The 22,167-nt window shown below is 50.5% G+C and carries 18 protein-coding genes; 8 read left to right on the top strand and 10 right to left on the bottom strand.

The genetic code is table 11. The annotated features are described in order from the left end of the window. The first annotated feature begins 133 nt into the window (after window positions 1-133). Complete coding sequence (locus tag QWY82_RS14760; RefSeq protein WP_290263886.1) at window positions 134-1,756, top strand: glycerol-3-phosphate dehydrogenase/oxidase; 1,623 nt, start codon at window positions 134-136, stop codon at window positions 1,754-1,756. A 14-nt stretch (window positions 1,757-1,770) separates the two neighbouring features. Here the strand turns inward: QWY82_RS14760 and QWY82_RS14755 are convergent, their stop codons facing one another. The 3 genes from QWY82_RS14755 to QWY82_RS14745 form a co-directional block, all read right to left on the bottom strand. After that, window positions 1,771-2,577, bottom strand: coding sequence for a spermidine synthase (locus QWY82_RS14755; protein ID WP_290263883.1), 807 nt, complete (start codon window positions 2,575-2,577; stop codon window positions 1,771-1,773). Window positions 2,578-2,809: 232 nt separating this feature from the next. After that, window positions 2,810-3,370 (bottom strand): CBS domain-containing protein, encoded by a 561-nt coding sequence (locus tag QWY82_RS14750; protein ID WP_290263880.1) that lies wholly within the window; start codon window positions 3,368-3,370, stop codon window positions 2,810-2,812. A gap of 364 nt (window positions 3,371-3,734) precedes the next feature. After that, window positions 3,735-4,061 (bottom strand): hypothetical protein, encoded by a 327-nt coding sequence (locus QWY82_RS14745; protein WP_290263877.1) that lies wholly within the window; start codon window positions 4,059-4,061, stop codon window positions 3,735-3,737. A gap of 195 nt (window positions 4,062-4,256) precedes the next feature. Here QWY82_RS14745 and QWY82_RS14740 point away from each other — a divergent pair, with 195 nt between their 5' ends. The 4 genes from QWY82_RS14740 (at window position 4,257) to QWY82_RS14725 (ending at window position 9,364) form a co-directional block, all read left to right on the top strand. Continuing rightward, complete coding sequence (locus tag QWY82_RS14740; protein ID WP_290263875.1) at window positions 4,257-5,990, top strand: DUF885 domain-containing protein; 1,734 nt, start codon at window positions 4,257-4,259, stop codon at window positions 5,988-5,990. 245 nt (window positions 5,991-6,235) lie between these two features. Beyond that, window positions 6,236-7,966, top strand: coding sequence for a M28 family metallopeptidase (locus QWY82_RS14735; RefSeq protein ID WP_290263873.1), 1,731 nt, complete (start codon window positions 6,236-6,238; stop codon window positions 7,964-7,966). Between the two features lie 98 nt (window positions 7,967-8,064). Beyond that, on the top strand, window positions 8,065-8,829 hold the full coding sequence (locus tag QWY82_RS14730) for a TSUP family transporter (protein ID WP_290263870.1): 765 nt from the start codon (window positions 8,065-8,067) through the stop codon (window positions 8,827-8,829). 52 nt (window positions 8,830-8,881) lie between these two features. Further along, window positions 8,882-9,364 carry a hypothetical protein gene (locus QWY82_RS14725; RefSeq protein WP_290263867.1) on the top strand — a complete coding sequence of 161 codons (483 nt, stop codon included), beginning with the start codon at window positions 8,882-8,884 and terminating at the stop codon, window positions 9,362-9,364. Window positions 9,365-9,368: 4 nt separating this feature from the next. Here the strand turns inward: QWY82_RS14725 and QWY82_RS14720 are convergent, their stop codons facing one another. The 6 genes from QWY82_RS14720 to QWY82_RS14695 form a co-directional block, all read right to left on the bottom strand. Then, window positions 9,369-10,052, bottom strand: a complete 684-nt coding sequence (locus QWY82_RS14720) for a 3'-5' exonuclease (protein WP_290263863.1) — start codon at window positions 10,050-10,052, stop codon at window positions 9,369-9,371. After that, window positions 10,049-11,953, bottom strand: coding sequence for a putative nucleotidyltransferase substrate binding domain-containing protein (locus tag QWY82_RS14715; protein ID WP_290263859.1), 1,905 nt, complete (start codon window positions 11,951-11,953; stop codon window positions 10,049-10,051). The genes QWY82_RS14720 and QWY82_RS14715 overlap by 4 nt, the downstream gene beginning before the upstream one ends. Window positions 11,954-12,073: 120 nt before the next feature. Further along, window positions 12,074-12,805 (bottom strand): DUF1223 domain-containing protein, encoded by a 732-nt coding sequence (locus QWY82_RS14710; RefSeq protein WP_290263857.1) that lies wholly within the window; start codon window positions 12,803-12,805, stop codon window positions 12,074-12,076. Between the two features lie 422 nt (window positions 12,806-13,227). Further along, entirely contained in the window at window positions 13,228-14,934 is a 1,707-nt protein-coding gene (locus QWY82_RS14705; protein WP_290263855.1) for a sodium:solute symporter family protein, read from the bottom strand. A 9-nt stretch (window positions 14,935-14,943) separates the two neighbouring features. Continuing rightward, on the bottom strand, window positions 14,944-15,210 hold the full coding sequence (locus QWY82_RS14700; protein ID WP_290263853.1) for a DUF4212 domain-containing protein: 267 nt from the start codon (window positions 15,208-15,210) through the stop codon (window positions 14,944-14,946). 98 nt (window positions 15,211-15,308) lie between these two features. Then, window positions 15,309-16,601: a DcaP family trimeric outer membrane transporter gene (locus QWY82_RS14695; protein ID WP_290263850.1), complete on the bottom strand. Its 1,293-nt coding sequence runs from the start codon at window positions 16,599-16,601 to the stop codon at window positions 15,309-15,311. Window positions 16,602-16,765: 164 nt separating this feature from the next. On the opposite strand from QWY82_RS14695, the gene QWY82_RS14690 reads away from it, so the two are divergent. Then, window positions 16,766-17,428: a response regulator transcription factor gene (locus QWY82_RS14690; RefSeq protein WP_290263847.1), complete on the top strand. Its 663-nt coding sequence runs from the start codon at window positions 16,766-16,768 to the stop codon at window positions 17,426-17,428. 15 nt (window positions 17,429-17,443) lie between these two features. Here QWY82_RS14690 and QWY82_RS14685 read toward each other — a convergent pair whose 3' ends face one another. Continuing rightward, entirely contained in the window at window positions 17,444-20,968 is a 3,525-nt protein-coding gene (locus QWY82_RS14685) for a PAS domain-containing hybrid sensor histidine kinase/response regulator (protein WP_290263844.1), read from the bottom strand. Window positions 20,969-21,153: 185 nt separating this feature from the next. Between QWY82_RS14685 and QWY82_RS14680 the strand changes: the two genes are divergently transcribed. Continuing rightward, a complete protein-coding gene (locus QWY82_RS14680; protein ID WP_290263842.1) occupies window positions 21,154-21,663 on the top strand; it encodes a PaaI family thioesterase in 510 nt (169 codons plus the stop codon). Continuing rightward, a complete protein-coding gene (locus QWY82_RS14675; protein WP_290263840.1) occupies window positions 21,660-22,106 on the top strand; it encodes a PaaI family thioesterase in 447 nt (148 codons plus the stop codon). The genes QWY82_RS14680 and QWY82_RS14675 overlap by 4 nt, the downstream gene beginning before the upstream one ends. Window positions 22,107-22,167: the final 61 nt, after the last annotated feature.

Here is a 22,167-nt window from a genome sequence, read left to right as displayed (position 1 = left end):
TTATCTCGGGTATTAGCCCTCTCTATCGCTTCGGTATCTCGGCCTGTACTTAAAGCTGTTGCGATCGAACAAGCAAGCGCTAAATAGCCGTGTCATACTGGCGCAGCGTCAAACTTTATAAAGGAGAAGGTTTTTGACCTCTAGAGCGCATTTATGGCAGCAGCTAAAGCAAGCTGAACCCTGGGACATGGTTGTTGTGGGTGGCGGTATTACCGGTGCCGGTGTTGCACTGGCCGCTGCGCGTCAGGGCTTGCGTGTGCTTTTGTTGGAGCAACAAGATTATGCGTGGGGCACGTCGAGTCGATCCTCAAAAATGGTGCATGGTGGTTTGCGCTATCTCGCCCAGGGCGATATCAATTTAACCCGACATTCGCTTCAGGAGCGGGAGTACTTGATTCGCGCGCTACCCGGCTTGGTAGCGCCTATGGGTTACTACTATGTGCTGGGTAGAAAGGCGCCGCCGCGCTTTGCCGTGAAAATTCTGCTTTCTTTTTACGACTGGTTTGCCGGTATTGATAATCATAAGTATGTTAGCCGGCCGAACTTAAGCAGCGCCGTACCCGGGTTGAATCTTGCGCAGGTAAGTGGCGCCTATTATTACACCGATGCAGTGACAGACGACAGTAGACTGGTGCAACGGGTGATTGGCGAAGCCAAATTAGCCGGTGCGCACTGCTTGAATTACGTAAAAGTTGTCAATTTCGAAACAGACCAAAGCAATGACGACCCAGGCCAAGGCGTTGCAATCGATGTTGTCGATCAATGCACCGGCGACGCTTTAACGCTTCGCGCAGCAGTATTAGTGAACGCCACTGGTGCGTGGGCCGACAGGCTGCGCAATCGAGTAAACCCAGAAGTGCGTGTTAGGCCGCAGCGCGGCAGTCATATTTTGGTCACTCGCGAGCGCTTGGCGGTTGAGGCTGCGCTTACGCTAATGCATCCTGTGGATGGTCGTTACCATTTTATTTACCCTTGGGGTGGTAAAACCGTTATCGGGACAACCGATCTCGACCACAAAACCGATCTCGATCAAGAGGCTTGTTTGAATGCCGAGGAGCAAAATTATTTGTTGCTCGCTGCCAACTACGCCTTTCCACAGGCCAAACTTACCTGTGCGGATATTGTGTCCACTTGGTCTGGCGTGCGCCCGATTATCGCGTCCGATAATGCCAAAGATCCCTCTAAGGAGCGGCGCGATCACGCGGTTTGGGTCGATGGGTCGCTAATAACCGTGAGCGGCGGAAAACTAACCACATTTCGATTGATTGCCTTAGACGTGTTAGCCGCAGTAGCCAAAATCACGGGTAAATGTGGCGGCAAAGCCGAGTTGGATCAGTTGAAAGCTCATTATTTTAATCCGTTGTCGGTCACCGTGACTGAGCTGGAGGGCTGCGGTGCACCACTCGCAGCTCAGTATCTCGCACGCTATGGCGATGACGCCAAAGGTTTGATCGACACTTGCGTGAGTGAAGCGCGCCAGCATGAGTTTGCGCCGCTCTTGGATACGCACTATAGCTTGGCCGATTTGCGCTGGGCCTTGCGGTATGAGCAGGTTGTGCATTTGGACGACCTACTACTGCGTAGAACGCACCTAGGTTTATCCCTCGCTCATGGTGCCGAACAGCTGTTTCCCGCGCTAAAAATCTTGTGCCAAGAAGAGCTGTTTTGGTCCGAGGCGGATTGGCAGCTCGAGCTAGCGCGCTACCAAACTATTGTAAAAAAATATTACAGCACCGCTGCGATCGATGAGTTATAGACGCCATTGTTAATTTATAAATTGTAAAAATCTTGCTGATGTTGGAGTTGTTTAAACTCCTTTAGTAAAGCTACGTCTAATTTTTCTCCCAGTGCCTTTACTTGGCTGGCATAAGCCGTCAATGGCTTTTCAAGATCTTTTTTTCCCGCCAGCACAATATGGTTCAGAGCGTCGATGCTGGCAATGAGTAGTGTTTTAAAGTGCTGGTTGAGGGTGGTGAAACATTGGTCGTCAAAGGCCGGTAACTGCGTGTAATTAATAGCTAGCCAGCCGTCGTCGGTTAGCAGCTTGGCGCAGTTCGCTAGGTAGCGGTTTGTTTTCTGTGAGATATCCATGCCGCTGGCCATGTAAATATCTGAAAATATTAACTCGAACCGGCCGGGGCTTTGGCCGGCGATATAGCGTTGGGCGTTGTCGCACAGGATAGTGGTATGCGCTTGCGGTGAATAAAATTCTTCCGTTAAAAAGTATTGTTCCGCTAGGCGCTTAACGCCAGGCCTAAGTTCTATTGCGGTTTGCTTTGCCAGTGGATTTACTTTATGGCAAGCCCTTAACAATGCGCCACCGCCAAGGCCAAGGTGTAGAATATTGTTCGGCTGGTGAAACGCTAGACTAATTAGCATCGCGCGAATATAGCGGTGCATGGGTTTGCTAGGCGTACTAATGGCCATGGTGCTTTGCTCGAAGCGCTCGTCAAAGCTCAGTACTCTAAGGCCCTTATTTTCAAATACGAAAACATCACCATACTCGTCTTTGGTTTGGCATAAGGGTTTCGAGGAAAAACTGTTCAGCGCGCGTCGAATTTTACTGGCAATATCCATTGTCTATATCTATCCATTGTCTATATCTATCCATTGATGCTATCTAGCCGTGTGCTTAGTTGCGCTAGTGCCGAGGGCGGCGAAGAGTATTGGCAATCATAATGTTTATGTCATGGTTGATAAATCTTTTATTTTCAAACTAAAAACCCCATCGAGAATGGGGTTTTTAGTGGCCTGGCTATTGCTGTTGGACCATGTCTGAATCTAAAAGTTTATCCTTCTAACGTTTATCTCAATTCACGTGCAATTCCTTAAACAGCTCGCCAAAGTTTGGTTTACGTCTTAGCTGAATGGGGGCGTTTATTTGGCGGGCGAGGTTCTCGGCATTGATGACGCCTCTAATGGTGTTTGTATGGCTATCAATCACCAAGCTGTGTTGCAGTCCGTCTGTCGCTAAGGTGTTAAGCACATGGCCAATGGTACTCTTCTTGACCTCGTCATACTCGAGTGCGCTTTGCGCGTCTATGGACGTCATGACATCGACCACTGTCAGCGAATCTACATCGTAGCCCTCCGCTTTTTTAATCATCTGACATTGTAGCGATACCTGATTATAGTTGAGCGTTCCCACCAATAGATCGGCGTCATCCAGCACTAATTTAAAGTGTACGTGTGCCCGCTGCATGATTAACGCGGCATCTCTTACTAGCGTGCTAGCTTCAATTAGCAAGGGGGCAGATACCTCAAAGTCGTGCATGACGCTGGTTGCAGGTGATGTGAGTAAAAGTTGCGCAGTGTTTGGGGTGGCGATAGTCAGCGGTTGTTTTAATCTCAATAAATTTAACGTTTTCATGGGTTTATCCTAGTTATAGACATAGCAAGGCCGGCATCGGGTTGGATGCGTTGCGGCACAGTTGTTGTTGCTTAAGAGATAGCTAGGCAACCTCTGAATAACTCTGGTGCCGCTTTGGCTTCCAGCAAATTTCGTGGGCTAGGCGCGGCTTCGAAGGCATACCGGGGTCTGTCGAGAAGTCGCAAGCGGATGGCCGCCCCCAACTCACACGGGATTTGCTGGAAGCCCCGCAGGGCGCGGCCTTTAGCGGCCATCCGCTGCGTTGAGCTTCTTGCTTAGGGCTAAGGCCATTAGCTGCGAAACTCGTCTTGCGGCTGACCGCTACAGGTCACGCAGAGCGGTACCAGAGTTATTCAGAGGTTCCCTAGGAAAGTTGTGGTGGTGCTCGAATGCTGAAGGCGTAGCTGTGCTGGTTGGCGTGATGCGAGTAGGATCGACCGCCTTTGTAGGCTGGCTGAGTGGTTGTGAGTGGGTGTGCGTCGCTGTTGCCAGCCCAAGGTTGGTCGTCTTGGCTTTGTGGCTCCGATGCCTGGCAGGCTGAAACTTCTAGTTTCCAAGTTTTAGCCTGCTGGTTTTGGTGGCTGTCTTGATTGGCGGATGAGGTGACAAATAACAGCGCCAGCGCAATGGTGCCAGCAATATGAAAGAGCTTGGAGATGCTTAAGGGGAGCTGATTTTTGAGCTGATGCATAAACGCCGCTGAACCTCGCGCGATGTGCCTTAATAGTGTGGTTGCGGCGCGCGATTTTCAAGTGTTTAAGCGAATATATTATGGATATCCCTTGCTGGGTTTGGCTTTCCAGCTCGTCTTAATAGCTTGCTTCTACAATAAATAGTTTGGAGACACACTGTGCTTACTCTTTCGCGTGGACTAATTGGGGTTATCTTGGCTTTTTCATTCCTGTTGGCTGGTTGCTCTAAAGCACCTTCAGAAAAAGCAGAAATTGATACAAATGTGGCTTTTGATCAATATAAAAATGCCTTTTTGGAAAGCTTTTGGCAAGTATCGCCAGAATATGCCTTATACAATGGTCGCTATGAATTTGCGTCGCACTTACGTATTAATGATGCCGCCGCACGTGCCGCCGACGCAGAATTTATAAGTCAACACATGGCGTTGTTGGCTAAGTTTTCGGTCGATGAGCTAAATGGCACCAATAAAGGTGACTGGGCGATTATTGATAATGAGTTGCGCTCTTGGCAGTGGCGGTTGTCCACTTTTAAGGATTATCAGTGGAACCCTTCACACTATAATGTCGCCGGGCCAATCGGCCTGATTCTGAATACCGAATACGCCCCTATTGAAGAAAGGCTTGCCGCGATCAACGAGCGCTTGATCAAGGTACCCGCATATTATCAAGCCGCAGAGGCGAATATTGTTTCCCCGGCGCTACCACAAACCCTGTTGGCTATTGATCAAAATAGGGGTGCTATTGGGCTTTTAGAGGGTGGTTTACAGGAGGCGATTGAAAGTGCAGCCATATCTGAAAAAACTAAGCAGGATCTCGTGATGCACACGCAACAAGCGGTTGCGGCTATCGAACATTATGTGGAATTTTTAGAACAGATGGTACCGGCATTAGAAGCGGGTGGCGCGAAGGATTTTCGCATCGGTGAAGCGCTGTACGAGCAGAAGTTTAGCTTCGACATTGTGTCTGAGTTCAGCGCCAAACAGGTGTACGAAATGGCCTTAGCGGAAAAAGCTAAGATTCACGTGGAGATGGCCACTCTGGCCGAACAACTCTGGCCGCGCTATTTTCCCGAGCAACCAATGCCCGAGGATTCGTTGATCTTGATCGGTCGAGTGATTGAACAGGTTTCACTCGAGCACGCCAAGCCAAGTGAGTTCGTGGCTGCCGTGCAAACACAGATTCCCGCGCTTGATGCCTTCGTAGTCGAACATGATTTGATGGATACCGATAGAAATAAACCATTGGTTGTGCGCGAAACACCGGCTTATCAGCGCGGCTTTTCTATCGCCTCCATTGAGGCGCCAGGCCCCTACGACAGCGCCGCTAACACCTATTACAATGTGTCGCCGGTGGATGACTTGAGCCCTGAAATGCAGGAAAGCCATTTGCGCGAGTACAACAGCTACACCATGCAGATCTTAAATATTCACGAGGCAGTACCGGGCCACTATACACAGTTGGTGCACGCTAATAAGTCGCCGAGTTTAATTAAGGCCATATTCGGCAATGGTGCAATGATTGAGGGGTGGGCGGTATACACCGAGCGAATGATGTTGGAACAGGGCTACGGTGAAGGTCAGCCGGAACTTTGGCTAATGTATTACAAATGGAATTTGCGCACGGTGGTAAACACGATTCTCGATTACTCCATTCAAGTGCTGGGTATGGACGAGCAGGCTGCGCTGGCGCTGTTAATGAATGAGGCCTTCCAAGAAGAGGCTGAAGCGAGAGGCAAGTGGCGCCGCGCTAGCCTAAGCCAGGTGCAGCTGACCAGCTACTTTACCGGTTATAAAGAAATTTACGCTTTTCGAGAAGAGCAAAAGCAACGCTTGGGCGAGGACTTTAATTTGAAAGCTTTTCACAATGAGTTTTTAGGTTATGGCAGCGCGCCGGTGAAGGTCATCAAAGACAATATGCGCGCGCACTAAGGTTTCGAAACTGCAGTGTCTCGAGTGAGTTAGGCATAGCTGCACGAGCGAGCCTTTCAAACACGCTAGAATTTGAAAAAGTCTCCGCGAATTAGCGCTCGCGGTGACTTTTCTGTGCTTAGGTCACACCATTGCCTGTGTTGTCGGCTCTAGATTGAGGCAAAGACCTATCCGCTCGTCTTAGAAGTACAAGAAAATTGAGCCCGCTTTAGCGGGCTGTGCAGATACTTCTAGGAGTCAATCCCATGAAACATTCCACTTGGCTTGCGCTGAGTATGGCCTGCTTTATTTCACTGCTTGGCTGTGAGTCTGATCAGCCGCCAGCGCAAAGCCAGACAGCGAAAAATCAGCCGAGCAACAGGGTCGATCCCAAAGTGCAGGTTGAAACCTTTGCGGCGGATTTACACAAACACATTGCCGTTTTGGCATCTGATGAGTTTGAAGGCCGTGCACCCGCAACCGCGGGTGAAGAAAAAACCGTTAATTACTTGGCCGCCGAGTTCGGCAAGCTAGGCCTAATCCCAGGCAACAACGACAGCTGGTTCCAAAACGTGCCGGTGGTGAGTGCGTCCTTGACCGCCAGTCCTGAAATGACCATTACCGGCAAGGAGCTGATGCAGTTGAAAAGCGGCGTCGACGTCATGCTCTGGTCCAAGCGCGAGCAAGAACGTGTGGTTCTAGACGCTAGCGACATGGTGTTCGTGGGTTACGGTATCGTCGCGCCAGAATACCAGTGGGATGACTATGCCGGCGTTGACGTGAAGGGTAAAACCGTCGTGGTACTGGTCAATGACCCTGGTTATGCGACCCAAGACAGCGCGCTCTTTAATGGCAATGCCATGACTTATTACGGTCGCTGGACCTACAAATACGAAGAGGCGGCCCGCCAAGGCGCTGCGGCTGTGCTTATCGTTCATGAAACTGGTGCGGCGGGCTATCCTTGGGAAGTGGTTAGCGGCAGTTGGTCTGGCGAGCAAATCAGTTTGGCCAGTGACAGCAAGGGTGCCGAACGGGTGGCCGTGGAGGGATGGATAACCCATGCAAAGGCTGAGGCCCTATTTGCCCAAGCGGGTCTCGACCTCATGGCATTAGAGCAGCAGGCCAGTAGCCGGGATTTTAAAGCTCAGCCATTGGCAGCCAAGGCGAGTGTCACCTTATCTATTGCGTTGCGCTATTCGGAAAGTCGAAATGTGCTCGCGTTAATTCCAGGTCATAAGCGCTCTGATGAGGTGGTGATCTATATGGCACACTGGGATCACCTCGGCCAAAAGCCGGGTGCCGAAGGCCAAGATCACACCTTTAATGGCGCGGTGGATAACGCTACCGGCACCAGCGCCTTGTTAGGTCTGGCCAAGAGTTTTATGGCGGTTGAGGACAAACTGCAGCGCAGCATCTTGTTTGTGGCCGTTACCGCCGAAGAATCGGGTTTACTCGGGTCTGCCTACTATAGCCAGCACCCGGTGTTTAAATCCTATAAGACGGTCGGCGGCATAAATATGGATGCCATGAACGTCAACGGCCCAACCAAAGATGTGGTTGTTATTGGTTATGGCTCCAGTGAAATGGAGGGATTGTTAAAAACCGCCGCAGAAAAACAGCAGCGCGAGTTAGTGCGCGAGCCGACACCGGAAAAGGGCTATTTCTACCGGTCAGACCATTTCAACCTGTCTAAAATTGGCGTTCCTGTGCTGTACGCTAAAGGCGGCCTGGAAAATCGCGAGCACGGCCACAGTTACGGCGCAGCACAAGCGGCTGACTACGGCTCGCATCGCTACCATAAGCCTGGTGACGAGTATGACCCGACTTGGAATTTACTCGGCGCGGCAGAAGATATGCAGCTGTATTACGATGTTGGCTATGCGCTGGCCGTGGGCGACTTTTTTCCAAAGTGGTTTGACACCAGCGAGTTTAAAGCGGCGCGCCTCGCGGCCATTGCCGCCTGTAAAGCAGCCAAAGAGCAGCGCTGCCCGAACTGATACGGGTAATTATTCGGCGTTGTAGGAAGGGCTCGCACGAGCCCTTTTTGTTGCCGGTGGATTAACTATTCTAACCTTGGATTCGGTGTGAATGGCGCGTGATTGAACTCGAACTAACAACCCTACTGCTGTTGCTCGCGGTTGCTTTCGCCGCCGGCACCATCGATGCAATTGCCGGTGGCGGCGGCCTGTTAACGGTGCCGGCGCTGCTCGCCTGTGGCTTGAGCCCCGCCCAAGCACTCGCCACCAATAAACTACAAGCCTGCTTCGGCTCAGCCTCGGCCACCTGGTTTTTCTGGCGGCGCGGTTTGTTGGCGCTAAAACCCATGTTACTCACCTTAGTCTGTACCTTTTTCGGTAGCGCTTTGGGTACCCTATTGGTGCAGCAGGTGGATAGTCAGTTGATGGATTGGCTGCTGCCGTTTTTATTGATCGCCATGTCGATCTACTTCATCCTTTCGCCGCGCATGCGCGATGATGATTCTGAGCGGCGCCTAAGCGAGCGGGCTTTTGCGTTTAGCATCGGCGCAGGGTGCGGTTTCTACGATGGTTTTTTTGGCCCGGGCGTAGGATCTTTTTATGCCTTGGGCTTTATAAGCCTAGCGGGTATGGGGTTGCGCAAGGCCACGGCCCATACGAAACTACTTAACTTCACCTCTAACTTGGCGTCTTTGTTGTTTTTCACTCTCGGTGGTCAAGTGCTCTGGACCCTTGGCTTGATTATGGCCGTTGGTCAGTTTGCCGGTGGTAGGGTGGGGGCTAAATTGGTTTTCGCGCGAGGGGCGGGGTTAGTTAAGCCCCTGTTGGTGGTATTATCCCTTAGCTTGTCGGCGAAACTACTGTGGGATTTATTGTCTGTTTGATTTCGCTGTATGAAAATACTTTTTGATAACGCCTTTTGATAATTTGAGTCTTATGAAAACAATATCATTATCTAACCTGACTGCGCTCGCGCTTGTTATCTTCTGCGGCCTTAGCGTACAGGGCTGTAGCGAAAAGCCTGTGAGCCCGGATTTTTCGGAGCGAGAATGGCTGGCGATGACGACGATTTTTTGTACCACTAACAGTGAGCGCGAGGTGTGGCAAACCCGCGATAGGGATAAGTTAGCGCTGTTGCAAGGTTCGTTAACAGTGCAAAGTCCTCAGTTTATTGACCACATTATAAAAAGCCACAACCACGTTATTGAAATTGAACTCGCCGCTGACCAAGGGCTAGAGCGCTGGCGCTTGGTTATTAATCGCGATCAGGGACATGTTAGTTTTTATCAGCTGGAAAATCCCACTCGCTCTTTTACCGCCGATAGTGATGCGATGTTTTACCGCGCCTTGAATACCTTGCTGAAATCCCATATGAGCGAATCTTTGGATATATTTCGCAAGTGTGAAATGTCTGACTAGTGCGTTAAATAGCCTCATCCCAGGGTAGCTTTTCTGGCCCCGCTCTGTGGGCCGCCCAAGCAAGAAATAACTCAGCGGTGGCCAAGGCATCTTCTAGGGCATTGTGTGCCGGTGCATTGGGCAAGCCATAACGTGAGCGGCATGCATGAAGCCGCAAGCTACCAGGCCCTATGATATCCGCATGCTGTAATACCTTGTCTTTCTCCAACTGCAAGGTGTCGATAAAAGGGGTAATAAATTGGCTATCGAAGTGCCTTAGGCAAGCGTTGTTAATAAAACCAAGATCTAAGCAGGCATTGTGAAATAACGGCACTCTTCCTGTACTGTCGTGTATGAGCTCAGTCAGCACAGTTTTTAATGTCTCACCTTTACTCGTCTCGGTATCGGTAATGTGGTGAATAGTGGCGCTGTTACCCACGCCCATTTGGGTTTTAACCAGTTTATGCTTCGCGCTGTTTAATTTGATGACACCCTGCTTGATCACAACCCAACCGGCGCTAGCAATTTCGTGCGCCAAAGGGTTTAGTCCCGTGGTTTCTAGATCCACGGCTATAAACTCAACATCGCGCCAATCCGCGCCTCTTTCTGGCAAGCTGCAAGACAAAAAATCATTAAAGACGGGCTCTATGACTTTAGATTTTGCGGCATTTCGTTGCCAATTTAGCCAGTGATAGCTAATGCAGTTCATGCGCTAAGCCCTCGGCTGAACTTCAAGATCAGGGCCTCTTGCGCGTCGTTTACCGCTGTGAAGGCGTCGCGAAGTTGTTCCCGTTGCATTTCTGGCAAGGCGGCTGGGTCTAGGTAATTTGTTGTGGCTTGTTGATGGCTAAGTTGCCTTGCCTGGTTTTGCAGTCGCAAGCTTAATATGTATTCGAGCGCATCGAGTAAGTTTCTGCTGTCGGCCAGTGTCAACGCTTGCATTTCGCCTAAGACCTTAAGGCGCTCGCGCGTATTCACCGCTGCGCAACCGTAAGCCAAGGCGTAAACCCGCGCCATGTCGACAATGGGAATAATGCCACGGTGTTTCAAATCTAGTTGATGCGCGTGTTCGCCATTGCGCTCTAACACAAAGCGCCTAAAGAAACCGAGGGGCGGGCGATGGGTTGCAGCATTGCGCGCGAGTGCGGCGAGAAAAATATCGTTCTTTTGCGCCACCTTCAGCATGTGGTTTTGCAGTTGCGTGGCCAGTTTTTTATCGCCGAAAATCGCGCGAATATCGAAAAATATACTGACGCGCATGACCGCATCTAAGGTCGGTTCGTCGGTCCAGCTAGACACCCGTTGCTGCCAGCGACTAAGCGGCTGGCGCCATTGATCGGTGGTGGCCATGATGCCGCCCGGGCAATACACATAACCGCAGCTATTAAGGCCGTCGCAAACAAAATGCGCAAGTTTGGAAAAGTAGCCGTCTGCATTTTTAGGTGCAACATCGCTATACACTAGCGCATTATCTTGATCTCCACCAATGGCCTGCTCCGCGCGCCCTTGAGAGCCAAAACCTAGCCAAGCGAAAGGCGCGGGCGCTGGCCCGAATTCGAGTTCAGCCAGTTGTAGCAAGCGGCGGGTGATGGCATCTGACACACTGGTAAAAATTTGACCCAATTGGTAGGCGCGAACACCCGAGTCACTCCATTGGCTTAGTAGGTTGGGGAGTGTGGCGGAGGCTCTTTGTAAGCCGGCCAGTGAGGTTTGCTTGTGAATAAACTGCACTAAATAAACCGGGTCCTGTTCGCGATTGCGAATCATGTCGCTCATAGTGAGCATACCGCAGGGCTTGCCATGTGATGACGTGAAGGGCGCGTGCTCGATCGATTCGTTATTTGCAGCTGTGGTCTCCAATACCGGTAGATGATGAATGCCGTGTTCGCTCATTAACAACATGGCATCAAAGAGGCTTGCTTCTCGGTTTATACTGAGCGGCTGTTCGGTCATGACGGCATTGATAGGGGTTTGGTAATCGAGCCCCTTGGCCACTAATCGGCTACGCAGATCTCGGTCTGTGACAATACCTAATAACTTTTCCTGCTCGCATACCATGACCGAAGAAACGCTGTTTTCAACCATTATTTGGGCGGCCTTTTTTACACTCATCGTCGGTTCAACGGCAATAACCCTGTGGCTCATTAGTGCGGTGATAGGGCCCATCAGGAGGTTGTTGGCCGGTGTTAGCATCACCGCTCGACGCAGGCGTCGGTTGCGTTGGCTGTGAAAAAAACGATCAAAATTGCGGTTTTGTTGGCGCAATTGCGCATGGTATTTATTGTCGAGTAAATAGATCAGGCAGTCCTCGATAACCTGTGCAGAAATATCCGGCTCTTCTGCCGCCAAATTACACAGATTGAAATTTTCTTTTTCACCCAAACGGTCGAGTAATTGGTTGGAGCCAGAGCGAAGTTCCACTGCGCCCGAGCGCAAAATGCGTATGTTGCGTGCGTTATAGTCGGGCTTTATTTGGCTGCCTGCTCGTAGATAGGCCACGTCCATATGGTTGGCGGCAAATTGAAGCTGGCTAGGGCTTAATTCATTATAGGGGAGGCATTGCTTTAGAAACTCAATAACCGCGCTTATTTCTGGGCTGCTGTCATTCATTGTCATTCGCCACATGGTATTCGTTAGTGGGTTATATCAAGTGTTCTGCCTCAGGTGTTTGTTGCAAATCAATTAAATATCAATTGTCGAACAATGGTTGGCGCAGGTAGGGCTGTCAGGCTAGGGATGCGAGCTGTCTGCAGTACTTTGTGCCAGCGGGCCGCCGGTAATACTTAACGGCGTATTATTGCCCGGTTCTGTAATCCAGGCGATTACAGCTTGAGGGGGTATGTTGTCTTTGCTGGCGGGTAACTCGCCTTGCCAGTGCACACCTTGTTGCGGATATTGGGCAAAACCCAGCATCACAAACTGCTGCTCCAGAATGCGCCCCGAATTTTCTCCGCGTTTGACGTTAATACTGAAGTCCATGCCGATGACTGCCAGATTTAGAAGGGTGTTTTCCAGCTCGGTTTGCGCGGTAAATTTATTGCCGCTTACGTGCAAACTGAGCTTTGGTTGACTGGATTTTTTTGTCTCAGGGAGCTCGGGCTTGAACCGTGTCATTAACGCGCGCCACTCAACTCCATTAATGACAGCCTGGGGGGTATAAACCCCCGATGTGACTTTTTGATGGTGATACCGGTATTGTCGATGATTGGCGTCGGTACTGGAAAACTTGTCGACCCAGCCGAGGTCGTCCCAGTAATCGACATGCCAAGCGATGGGAAATAGCGTTACCCACAAATCGGAATCGCTTTTAAAGTTGTTTAGCCAGCGCTCGGCATTTGGACAGCTGCTACAACCCTGTGAGGTAAAGAGTTCAATCAATTGTGCCTTGTCTTCGCTAGCATGAAAGGTTTGTGCTTGCACGAAAGGGCAGAGAAGAACAAGAGCGAGTAGTAAAGTTTTCAAGGTGGTTCAGGTTTCCTATCGAGTCGCTTATAGTCGGTTAGTCAGTATGGCAAATCGCGCGCTTTCGTGCCATGTACAAATGTTAACGTCGTCACGAACAAGAGGCGCTGTAGTTTGAGTATTCTGGAAGATAGGGTGAATAATCTCTGCTATAAAAAAGGCTCCCGAAGGAGCACTGCTGTCCACATAAAAGACATGATCATCGTTAGGTTTTAAACCTCACAACATATGTGACATCTGGGCGTATATTTGGACATGAGTTTGGTGCCCAGACTAGCGACACGACGTGAATACATCCATGTAGTCTCAACACCCGCATCCATGCGGGTGACGGTCGCTAGTGCGGGCACCAAACTCTCCCGCGACATAGCTGTGGGAAAGCAGTGCCCGAAGGAGCCTATTTATCTAGGAGCATAGTTAAATCAGTGACTCACCGCGTCGCCAGCACCTTTGGGGTAGCGGATAGATTCCACCAAGTCCTGAATGTCTTCAGGCGCATCGGCGGTCATTTTATTGACTGCAATAGCGACAACAAAGTTGATAATCATACCTAAGGTACCAATGCCCTCAGGTGACACGCCGAAAAGCCAGTTGGCGGGTACATTGGCGCCTGGGTTAATGAACTTGAAGTAGATGATGTAGGCGGCAGTGAATAAAATACCACTTACCATCCCAGCGATGGCGCCTTCCTTGTTCATTTTCTTGTAGAAAATACCGAGGATAATGGCCGGGAAGAAGCTCGACGCTGCTAAGCCGAAGGCAAAGGCAACCACTTGGGCAACGAATCCTGGCGGGTGAATACCGAGATAACCCGCAATCACAACGCCTACACCAGCCGCTAGGCGGGCGTAGAATAGTTCTTGCTTATCGGTAATCTGTGGCATCAAGTTACGCTTTAGTAAATCGTGCGAAATCGACGTGGATATCACCAGCAGCAAGCCTGCCGAGGTGGATAGTGCGGCCGCAATACCGCCGGCCGCTACCAAGGCAATCACCCAAGCGGGAAGGTTGGCAATTTCTGGGTTGGCCAATACCATGATGTCGCGGTCAACTTTCATTTCATTGCGTTCATCATTGGAGTAGAACATGCGTCCGTCGTCGTTGTTATCCGTCCAGCTGATTAGGCCGGTTTGTTGCCAGTTGGTGATCCAGCTAGGCGCCTCGGTGTAAAGCGTTCCTTGGCTGTCTTTGCCATTGATCGTTTCGATCATGTTAACGCGTGCAAATCCCGCCACTGCTGGGGCCGTGGTGTACAAGATGGCGATAAACAGTAACGCCCAGCCAGCAGACTTACGGGCGTCGCGCACTTTGGGCACAGTGAAAAAACGCACGATCACGTGTGGTAAGCCCGCCGTGCCCACCATCAGCGCCGCAGTAATGAAAAATACGTCGATGGTACTTTTGGTGCCGTCCGTATAGGCAGCAAAACCAAGTTCCTGGCTCAGCCCGTCCAGCTTATCGAGCAAAAATGTTCCCGGTTCAGCAGTCAGTTCTGCGCCGAAGCCGAGTTGTGGGAAAACGTGACCGGTCATCATCATGGAGATAAAAACGGCGGGCACCATATAGGCAAAGATCAACACGCAATACTGCGCAACTTGAGTGTAGGTAATGCCTTTCATACCGCCGAGCACGGCATAAAAGAACACTACGGCCATGCCTATAACCACGCCGGTGGTGATGTCTACTTCCAAGAATCGAGAGAAGACAACCCCGACGCCACGCATTTGCCCAGCCACGTAAGTGAAGGACACGAAAATTGCGCAGATCACAGCGACAGTGCGCGCCGTTTGGGAATAATAGCGATCGCCTATAAAATCTGGCACCGTAAATTTACCGAATTTGCGTAAGTAGGGTGCTAAACACAAGGCCAGTAACACGTAGCCACCGGTCCAACCCATGAGGTAAACGCCACCGTCATAACCCATAAAGGAAATTAATCCGGCCATGGAAATGAACGACGCCGCACTCATCCAGTCAGCAGCAGTCGCCATACCATTGGCAACGGGGTGAACGCCACCACCGGCCACGTAAAACTCCTGAGTGGAGCCGGCACGGGCCCAAATGGCGATACCGATATACAGCGCAAAAGAAACGCCGACGATGAGAAAAGTCCAAGTTTGAATATCCATTATCGGCTCCTAGTCTTCATGAACGTGATATTTGCGGTCTAATTTGTTCATGAGATTTACATAAACAAAAATAAGCAGCACAAATGTGTAGATGGAACCTTGCTGGGCAAACCAGAAGCCCAGTTTAAAGCCGAAGAACTTGAACTGATCGAGTACATCTACCAGTAAAATTCCGCAGATAAAGGAAACGAAAAACCAGAGGGCCAGCAATATAAGCATGAGCCGTACGTTTTCTTTCCAATAAGCGATTTGATCGTCTTTCGATTTAAAGGCCATTGTCATTACCTCGATTGTTATTGTCTTGATGATCATCTACCGGCGCGCCGGGTTAAACCATTGGACATTGGTCTAACCCTGTACCGGTTCGGCCAAGCTTAGAAGCTGTACATCGCCATAAACTGCAAACGATTCATACTGCCGCTGTCATCGTTTTCTATGGTTTTTTCGCCATAGATAAATTCGGCGCCTAGGTTGATCGCAGGGGCAGGTGAATAGATCAAATTGATGTGGGCGCTTTGATATTCACTGGGTGTACTGGCGGCAACGAAATCTGGGTTGTCAGAGCGGCTGGCCGATAACACAAGGCTCGAACGCCATTGATCGTTCCAAGCATGTTTGTAGGTGATAAAGCCACCTATTTGATCATTCAGTTCAATGGCGCCATCTGGGGCGATAGAGCCGTCGCGAAAGGACTGAAGCCCCATATAGCGACCGATGGCGTTACCGTAGTTGAGCATAACTTTGAAATCGTCAGCACCGAACTTCCACACCGCCGAGCCGCTCAGGGCATAGCCAAACTCACTCTCATCCATGGCTTGGCCGCCAATGGTATCTTTGTAATGGATTTCCCGCCCTATACCCGCGAGGCTATAGGTAAAGCTATTAGCCTTACCATCAAAGCGGATAGCAACATCCGGTAATTCGTTATTATCGTAATTATTGCTGCCGCCATTTAACCCAGTCGAAGGATTCTCTAAGGCAAAGTGAAAGGCATTGCCGCCGCTCAACTTTTTGCTCCAGCGCAGCTGTGCCTGGCGCACGAAGATGGTGCCAGCCGGGCCTACGAAGTCGACGGTATTGGGCAGAGCGCTGACGTTAAACAGGGTCGACCAGGTTTGACCGGCGAGTAGACTCGTTGTCTCGGAGTAATCCCAGCTAAGGTAGGCGTGGCGAATACGCGGAGCGTAGGAGTTACTAATACGCTCGTCGCCCTGGCCACTCAATTGAAAGTCGATCTCAATCAGGCCATTAACTTGCCCGGCATCGGTATCAGTGGTTGATTTCACATGAAAGCGCGACTGCTTGGCGTGCATATCAAACTTGCTACCAGACTCACCGCCGATGGGCAGGGTCGAGGGGATGTAAAAATCGTCACCAATGCTTGCTGTGGCGCGGTCACCGTCTGAGTAGTCCGAATACATAGCGTCTAGTTTGATGAATCCGCCAAATTGAAAGCGCGTGCCTTTTTTGGTTTCTACACCTTTAGTGGTAGTTGCGTCTTTTTCTTTTGCGAGGTCAGCCTTGAGCTGGTTCAGCTGCGCTTCGAGCGCAGAGACCTTTTGGCTGACATCGGTTTGTGCCTGCGCCTGCAAAGCGGTTAAGCCTAACAGTGCAGGGGCAATGGCGAGTGCAAGGAGTGACTTTCGTGAAACGCTCTTTGTTAGCATGGGTGTATCCCCTTTTTATAGTGAATGCTCAGCATCGACCATAGGGTTTGGGGCTTGTGTATTCTATTAGCGATTGGTCTAATATCGACCAATGTCTACATAGACGAAAGGCTAAGATTGCTTTAGCTTTGTATACGTCTGAAAAAAACATAAAAGCGGACACTATGAACTCAACTGCCACAGTACAAACGTCACATACCTTTATTATTGCCGACGATCATCCGCTCTTTCGAACAGCGCTGGCGCAGGCCGTGTCCACTCGATTTGAACATGCAGCGATACACCAAGCCGATACGGTTGATGGTTTACAACAGTTATTAAGTCATAATCCATCGGTTTCGTTGGTGCTATTGGATTTACATATGCCGGGCGCTCAGGGCTTTTCATCGCTCATTCATATTTGTGCTTGTTACCCGTCAACGCCTGTCGTCATCGTGTCTGCCGATGCTACAGCGGAGGTGATGACCCGTGCATTGCGCCATGGTGCCGCTGGATTTATTCCGAAAAGTTGCTCTCTAGAGGAAATCAGTACTGCGGTCACAGACATCTTAAACGGTGGCCAATGGATGCCGGAAAATTTCTCCGCTGTAGACATTGATACGAATAATGAGGAGGCTGTAGCAGATATATTAGCCACCTTAACCCCGCAGCAATTTAGGGTTTCAAACTTAATTGGCCAAGGCTTATTGAATAAGCAAATTGCTTATGAGATGTCTGTTACGGAAGCCACGGTGAAGGCCCATGCCACGGAGATTTACCGGAAGCTCGGTGTCAACTCGCGCACGCAAGCCGTTTTAACACTGCAGCAATTGGATGTTAAGTCTTGATGTCAGTTGCATGAGTTAATTTTTTTTCATTAGGTTGCGCATTGCCGCTCTGAGTGCAGCAGGTTGTACGGGTTTTGTCAGCAGGCTAAAGCCTGCTTCGTTAACTTTGGCTCTAATGTCGTCACTGTTATCCGCACTAATGATCAGCCCGGCTAAGTCTGTGTGCCAATGTAAGCAAAGCGCTTGTAGCAAGTCCAAGCCATTTTCTTGGTTGTCTAAGTGAAAATCTGCTAACACCACATCTGGCGCTTGGAGGAAACGCCATTGCGTTAGTGACGTGCCTAAATCTGCGGCCGTGATAACTTGGCAATCCCACTGCGTTAAAAGTGCCAACAGGCCCGAGCGTATCTGCGGTTCGTTATCAATGCATAACACTTTCAGCCCAGTGAGCTCAGTAACTTGATTGGCAGGTTTAATGTTCTGAAGTGTTTTATTGCCCCGTGGCACTGCAATGCGAAACATAGACCCTTGTGCCAAGGTCGAGCGCAATTCCAAACTGTGGCCCAGTTGATGCGCCATGCGCTGAGCGATGGAAAGGCCTAAGCCCAAGCCATTGCCAACCTCACCAGATGGACATTGAACCCGTTCAAATTCGTTAAAGATGCGCTGTTGGTCTTCGAGCGCTATGCCTGGCCCGGTATCCCAGACTTCGAGCCATAGGTGGCCATTTTGACGCCGGCAGCCGAATAAAATTTTATTGCGCTTGCCTTCGCTATTTTTCGCGCGCGTGTGATTGATCGCGTTGGATAAAAAGTTTTGCACGATGCGCCTTAGTAATTGCGGGTCTGAATAGAGCCAACAGCGGCTGTTTTGCCAGTGAAAGATAAGCCCCTTTTCGCGCGCGATAGCGCTAAATTCTCGCGCTAAAGGTTCAAGTAAACTCGACGCGGAAAAGTGCTCGCGCTTAGGTGACAGCTTGCCGCCATCTAATCGGGAAATTTCTCGTAGCGATTCAATTAAGGTTTCGGTAGACGCCAATGCATCGCCTATGTGACGAGTGTCGTTTAAGAGTTCGTCGTCGCCACGTTTTTCCGCCTTTTGGGCTAGTGCCGCAACAAATAACCGTGCCGCGTTGATGGGCTGAGCCATGTCGTGACTGGCCGCTGCCAGAAATCGTGTCTTACTGGCATGAACCGCGCTAAGTTCTTTTTCCAGTTTAGCGCGCAGCTGATTTTCTCTTTGTAGCGATTGATTTGATTCAATCAGCTCAGTGGTTCGCTCCGCCACGCGGCTTTCGAGTTGATCTTTGGATTGCTCCAGCTCCTCTTGCACCCGGCGATATTCAGAGATGTCCGTGTAGGTGGTTACATAGCCACCGTTGGCCAAGGGGATACCTCTGATCTCTATTACCGTATGGTTGGGCAGTCGCCGTTCTAAACGGTAACTTTTACCGTCCTTGAGCCAGTTGAGTCGGCGCTGAATAGCGGCATCTAAATCCTTATCGTCCTGCGCAAAAATACCACGAGCAGCGTTAAACTCATAGATTCGGGATATGGGGCAGCCAACGTAAAGTAAGCGCGGTGGATAGTTAAACATTTCTTCGTAGCGTTTATTCCATGCCACTAGTTGTAACTGCGCGCCAACCACACTTACGCCTTGTGGAATGGTTTCCAGTGTTGTTTGTAGTAGTTCTTGACTGAACTGAACTTGTTTAGAGGTTCCGCCGACAAGATTGACCAAGTCCTCAAGCATTAAGGGCTGTTGTTTGCGTAGCAGCTCCATGGTTCGGTGTGCGGACACGGCGCCAATAATGGCGGCCAATGCCGATTCGACTTTCGCCAACACAAAGCGTGGTGCTTTATCGTGAGGTAACAATCGATGGCTTAACTTTTGTTCGAACTCTCGCCATAGCGCTAGGCTGCGCTGTTCGCCCATGAGCGGGGTAATAACCCGTTGTAGCTGTCGAATTTCAATGCCACTTAAATCGAAATCCTGTTGCGCATAATGAAACCGGCGGTGCAATTGGGTAAAGGCATTGGCTTGGCGAATATCGAGTGCGTTGAAACGACTAAACGACGACACCAAATAAAACAGCAAGCAATTAATCAACAGGCTCCAAAACACGCCTTGAGTGAGCGGGTCGACACTATCAACGCCAAATAAATTGGTCGGTATTAGCCAGTGAATTTGGCCTGGGCCATCGGTCACCAGTGGATGGTCTGCACCGAGCAGAGCGGGTATCAATAAACAGTAAAACCAAATACCTGCGCCACCCAAAAGCCCTGCCAGCACACCATTGCGGTGACCGCGCTGCCAATACAAAGCGGCCACTAAGGAGGGGAGCAACTGTGCGGCGGACGCAAAGGCAATCAGGCCGATGGAGGGTAGGGAGTTGTCTGCCGATAAATGTTGTTCCAATAACCAACCCAGCATCAACACAATGGCGATGGCTAAGCGGCGAACGTTACGCAAGTTTTGGCCCAGTTGCTCGGCTCTAAATTGACGGTTTGAACCAAAGCGCAACCATAACGGCACCACCAGTTCGTTGGATATCATGATAGACAGGGTGATGGCCGCGACCACTACCATGCCGGTCGCGGCGGAAATGCCACCGAGAAATGCCATGGCTGTTATCGTCGGTGAATTCTCCGCAAGCGGCAGCCTCAGTACGATGGTGTCACCAGCGACGCTTTGTAAATCGAACAGGCTTTGGCCGGCGAGTGCGATAGGCACGACGAGCACACTGAAAATAATTAAATACAGTGGCAAGAGCCAGCGTGCCGTTCTCAAACCTTGGCTACTGTGGTGCTCTACAAAGGTCAGATGAAATTGCCTAGGCAGGCAAATAATGGCGGCGAGTGCGAGTAGGGTTTGGGTCAAAAAATTAGCATCTATAACCGGCAATTGTTTGAGAGCAGAAGGAAGCGCTGCTAATTCATGGGGAGTCGAATTTGCATTACTGAGCACTTTAAAGGCGAGCCAAGCTACCAATATGAACGACAATAACTTTACTAGGGATTCAACGCCGATAGCGGAGATCAAACCTTGATGCCGGTGCGGGCCATCGAGTGTTCTGGTGCCAAACAAAATGGCGAACCATACCATGATGATGGCGGCAATTAGGCTGTTACTGGCTTGCAGGTTGGTGCTAACCGATGGCCATTGTGCATCGACGGTTTGCCAGGCCAAGCTCACCGCCTTTAGCTGCAGAGCAATGTAGGGCAGGGTGCCAATGACCGCCAACAAGGTCACTACAGAGGCCAACAGTTGATGTTTGCCGTAGCGGGAACCGATGAAGTCGGCGATGGATGTGACGCGATTGCGTTGGCTGATGACCGAAAGCTTGCGCAGAAAAGGCCAGCCCAAGCCAAACAGTAAAACTGGGCCTAGATAGATGGGCAGGAAGTCCCAGCCGCTCTCTGCCGCCAGCCCCACGGCGGCAAAAAATGTCCACGAAGAGCAGTAAACCGCAAGTGATAAGGCGTACATGAGGGCTTTAATTTTTGGCGAAATCTGCGTAAGCCGCTCGGCCTTCCAGGCCACTAAAAAGAGTAAGCCGGCATAGACAAACGCCAGTAACAGTACCAGCTGACTATTCATAAGAGCCTGTTTTCGTTATTTTTTTGCAGTCTACCTAATTTATTGCCAAGGTGTATTGTTCGACTTTGGTCTAAGGGGCTATTTGGCTTTAAGTCCTTGTTTGGGCCTGGGCATCGGTGTGCTAGTGGTTGTCCGCTGCTTAGCCCTATAATGCTTAAACGAGCGTTTGAGGTTTTGAGGTGTGCATGCTGAAGTCTGGGATTAGTTTTGAAAAAGCCAAACAGTTGTTTGAATTTATGGTGTCTTTTAACAAGGGCGATCACTTTCATCGATTGGGTTTGGCGATTGAGGCGGTGGGCGATGGTCGGGTGACGGTCAAGTTACCCTGGGGCGAACACCTTGTGGGTAACCCCGATACCGGCGTGATTCATGGCGGTGTGTTAACCACTATGCTCGATACCTGTTGTGGTTTCGCCACTTGTACGGCCCTTGAAGAGCCAGAGCTCTGCCCCACCATGGATTTACGCATCGACTATATGCGCCCAGCCACACCCGGCCAGACACTCTATGCCGAAGGCGAGGTTTACAAGGTGACTGAGCATGTGATTTTTACCCGTGGCGTTGCCTATCATGACGATAAAGACAAGCCTGTTGCCTACTGTGTGGCCAATTTCTCTCGCTTAGATAAGGCCATCGCTTCCCAGGTGGCGCAGCAATTTCGTGCAGTTATCGACAGTTTCGGAGCCGAGTCATGAGTCAACAGGGAACTTTTGCTGATCTGGTGCGTGAGGCTCGCGCAAGCGGCCAGGTAAATTTGATCACGGATGCCATACCTTATGCCAAGTTGCTCGGTATGACCGTGGATCAGAGCGCTAAAACACTGTGTTTTCTATTGCCGGCTAGCCCCGGCAATGTGGGTAACCCAACACTGCCGGCACTGCACGGCGGCGCTATTGGCGGTTTTATGGAAATGTCGGCGGCGCTGCACCTGTTGATGGCAATGGACACCCTGAAACTGCCTAAAATTGTCGATTTTTCCATCGACTATATTCGCGCCGGTAAATTACGCGATACCCGGGTTAGCTGCGAAATTGTTCGTCAGGGCCGAAAATTGGTCAATATGGGCGTAGCTGCCTGGCAAGAGTCGCCTGAGGAGCCCATCGCTAGGGCTCGCGCTCATTTTTTGCTCACCGATTAAGCCCTCTGCCACGCTTGAATTCTCATTTGCCGGCCCCATCTTAAGGGCAACTGGTCGCTTG

The organism is Simiduia curdlanivorans (assembly GCF_030409605.1).
Taxonomy (GTDB): domain Bacteria; phylum Pseudomonadota; class Gammaproteobacteria; order Pseudomonadales; family Cellvibrionaceae; genus Simiduia; species Simiduia curdlanivorans.
Note: the sequence above shows the minus strand (reverse complement) of the source record. Positions and strands in the feature narration are given on the sequence as shown.